Source organism: Vibrio sp. 10N.261.52.A1, from assembly GCF_002876325.1.
GTDB lineage: Bacteria > Pseudomonadota > Gammaproteobacteria > Enterobacterales > Vibrionaceae > Vibrio > Vibrio chagasii.
The window spans coordinates 1-3429 of the sequence record NZ_MCYD01000708.1 but is presented as its reverse complement, the minus strand read 5'-3'; the positions used below and the strand labels follow the sequence as shown (position 1 = coordinate 3429).

Genomic DNA, 3429 nt, shown 5'->3' with positions numbered 1-3429 from the left:
GCTCAAAGCCTCTTCCAATTCTGTAGTTTTCTAAAATTTTGTTGAGGCTTGTCATATTCTTAAGCATTCATCCCGTGTTTTTGTATTAGTGAATAGTATGTTAGGTTTATACTGACTCTATGGTGCTAGTTAGCTTGATATCTATTTGATACAGCAGTAATTACAACATCCAATAAAACGTTGGTATTGTGCTTACTGATATTTGTTTCAGCCATACCCCCTGGTAATAAGATATTAACTGGCAAGTTGTTCTCTATACCCTTGTGAACACTATGAATACATTAGAAAAAATACAAAAAAACCTGGAAAATTTCAGCAAGTCTGAGCGCAAGGTTGCCGAAGTAATTATGGCTTCCCCTCAAACTGCAATCCATTCTAGCATTGCTACCTTAGCTAAAATGGCTGACGTAAGTGAGCCTACAGTTAACCGCTTCTGTCGTCGTTTAGACACAAAGGGCTTCCCTGACTTTAAACTTCACCTTGCTCAAAGCTTGGCGAATGGTACACCTTATGTGAACCGTAATGTTGAAGAAGATGATGGTCCAGATGCTTATACGCACAAAATCTTTGAATCAACTATGGCATGTCTAGACGTTGCTAAAAACAGTCTAGATGCGATGCAAGTGAACCGTGCGGTTGACTTGTTGACTCAAGCAAAACGCATTTCGTTCTTCGGACTAGGTGCCTCTTCTGCCGTAGCGAAAGACGCTCAAAACAAGTTTATTCGTTTTAATATCCCAATCACGTGTTTTGAAGACATCGTGATGCAACGCATGAGCTGTATTAACTGCAGCGATAACGACGTTATCGTTCTTATCTCTCACACAGGCCGCACGAAGAGCCAAGTTGAGATTGCGAACCTAGCTCGTGAAAACGGCGCAACGGTTATCGCTATCACAGCGAAAGACTCTCCACTTGATAAGGCAAGCTCACTGTCTATCTCATTGGATGTGCCAGAAGATACTGACGTTTACATGCCAATGGCAAGCCGCGTTGTGCAAATGACGGTTATCGATGTATTAGCAACTGGCTTTACATTGCGTCGTGGCTCAGGTTTCAGAGAAAATCTAAAGCGTGTCAAAGAGTCACTTCGTGATTCACGCTACGAGAAATACTCTCAGTTCTAACCCCAAAGATTAGAATTAAAAAAACGGAGCCAAGTGCTCCGTTTTTATTTATCTACGTCTTCAATAGTGTCATGGCCATTTACCAATACTATTAAATGGTCCAGCTGTTCCCCTTCTCCACCACACTATTCTCTGAGGCATAAGAGTTGATGATCGTGAAACTCGACTCCACCATTGAAGACTCTTCATCTTGGTGCTTCAACGCCTCGGCACCTCTGCGCTCGCCACAATCACACTTCTCGCAAACCTGCTGCAGAATATGAATTAAACGCTCTTGATTCAATGGCAATGGATTCCCTTTAATAGCAACCGACTTAAGTGCATCAGCCGATACCTCTTCGAATTGCGCTTCACAAACACCAAACTCTAATAGACTTGGTAGCTTAAGCGTATCGAGTACTTCTGATAACCACTGAATGGCATCCTCTGCCGAGGCTTGTGCTTTGCCCGTGACTATTTGAGCAACCCTTTGATAGCGCTCTAAAATATCGCTTCTTTGATGCTCCCTCGCGACCTCAATATTCTCTAGCATCACAAATGGCGCTAACCGAGCAGTAATCACGCTGTGTGGAGCCGATATCTTTCCGCCCAATGCAGACGCTAAACCATGCGCTGCACCTAGCTTGGCGTTGGTGATTGCCATACCACCAAGCATGGAAGCGAATGCCAGATCAGAGCGTGCTTGCGGTTCATCATAAACACACGCTTGCACCACGGAACCGCTGAGCTTACGCAACCCTTCTTCACAGATCATATCCGTCAATGGGTTTGGATCACCGCACACATAAGCCTCCATCAGGTGAGTGAACGCATCCATCGCGCCCCTGCCCGACAAATACAGGTTAGTACCATGAGTTAATGTCGGATCGACAATCGCGACATCAGCCAGCATATCTGGGCTTCGTAAGCTGATCTTCACTTGGTCTTGCCCTGATTTGAGTACCGCATTTTTAGTCACCTCTGCGCCGGTGCTCGCGGTTGTGGGAATAGCAATAAATGGCAGTGGTTTAGTTTTTAGAGGGACATTGCGCCCAACCACTTCAACGTAGTCATAGAGGTTACCTTGGTTAGGTAATACGGCAGCTAACGCTTTGCCCATGTCTATCGCACTGCCACCGCCCATAGCTACAACCATATCGGGCTTAAATCGTCGAGCGGATATCGCCGCTTCTTCGACCATTTTGATATTAGGCTCACCAGTAACTGCGATGTGTTGATAGCGCATGCTTTGAGCATCTAGATAATCGGTGACAATGGATGTGCGCTCTAATGTGCTACCTGTCACCAACAGTACGCTGTAACCGTATTGATTGAAGAGAGACAATGAAGCGGAAAGTGCTCCATCACCAAAGATGATCTTTGTAGATGTCATAAATTGAAACATGGTGCCTCCTGCGCCTATGACCAAACAAAACTGCGAACTCTTGGTTGTTGGAATGTTGCCTTTGTACCTTGTGCCCGTTTTAAAAAAGGCTCATTAAGAAAACGACTCTTGTTGTCAGCCCACACGTCTAAAGGTAATGCTTCGTGGGTTGTGTATGAACGATCTAACCTTTATCGTTTAATTTTCGTCAATCAGTCATAAGATGCCTCGTTCTAATCGCAATTTTTTTGACGCGGTGCAACTTGTCGCGCTAAAGATAGATAAAAGTCGGTTTCTTAGGGGTAATTCACACTCTACTTCTAAGGGTACTCAATCTAGATACCTATCAAAAACCAGCATGGATCCTTATTATGACGATTATTTGTTCTGATAGGAAAAACCTATTGTATTAAGAGGTAATTCCACCTTTATTTCCCTAGGGCATTAGGGCATAGTTGGATTCAAGAATTTTTGAGTCTTGTTCAATTAAGAATAGTTGACGTATTTTCGGTTAACGAGCCTCATCCCGTATTTAGGAGAAATGAAATGTTTGTAGTTATTTTTGGTCGCCCAGCTTGCCCATTCTGTGTTCGTGCAAAAGAGCACGCAGAAACTCTTAAAGCAAAACGTGATGACTTCAACTACCGTTATGTTGACATTCACGCTGAAGGCATCAGCAAAGCAGACCTAGAGAAGACTGTTGGTAAGCCAGTTGAAACTGTGCCACAAATCTTCATCGACCAAGACCACATCGGCGGCTGCACAGAATTTGAAGCATACGCAAAAGAAAACCTAGGTCTTTTCGACTAATCTAGATTTCAAACCTTGGGCTAAGCCCATAATCAGCTGAACATTTTTAGTGTCAGACTGTAAGATTTCTATTAAGCCCGCTTATTAAAGCGGGCTTTTTTTATAGCCAGTTTTCATGCGATATAAGAA

The 3429-nt window shown here is 43.6% G+C and carries 3 protein-coding genes; 2 read left to right on the top strand and 1 reads right to left on the bottom strand.

The features are described from left to right. Positions 1–272 precede the first annotated feature (272 nt). Positions 273–1127: a MurR/RpiR family transcriptional regulator gene (locus BCT81_RS14120; RefSeq protein WP_004734686.1), complete on the top strand. Its 855-nt coding sequence runs from the start codon at positions 273–275 to the stop codon at positions 1125–1127. A gap of 91 nt (positions 1128–1218) precedes the next feature. On the opposite strand, the gene BCT81_RS14115 is transcribed toward BCT81_RS14120, so the two are convergent. Next, positions 1219–2511 (bottom strand): iron-containing alcohol dehydrogenase, encoded by a 1293-nt coding sequence (locus tag BCT81_RS14115; RefSeq protein ID WP_102424826.1) that lies wholly within the window; start codon positions 2509–2511, stop codon positions 1219–1221. Between the two features lie 525 nt (positions 2512–3036). On the opposite strand from BCT81_RS14115, the gene BCT81_RS14110 reads away from it, so the two are divergent. Continuing rightward, positions 3037–3300, top strand: a complete 264-nt coding sequence (locus tag BCT81_RS14110; protein ID WP_004741562.1) for a GrxA family glutaredoxin — start codon at positions 3037–3039, stop codon at positions 3298–3300. Positions 3301–3429 lie beyond the last annotated feature (129 nt).

Bases quoted from the DNA above. Each gene is read 5' to 3' on its own strand.
- BCT81_RS14120 (WP_004734686.1), top strand. From the start codon at position 273: ATGAATACATTAGAAAAAATACAAAAAAACCTGGAAAATTTCAGCAAG.
- BCT81_RS14115 (WP_102424826.1), bottom strand. From the start codon at position 2,511: ATGTTTCAATTTATGACATCTACAAAGATCATCTTTGGTGATGGAGCA.
- BCT81_RS14110 (WP_004741562.1), top strand. From the start codon at position 3,037: ATGTTTGTAGTTATTTTTGGTCGCCCAGCTTGCCCATTCTGTGTTCGT.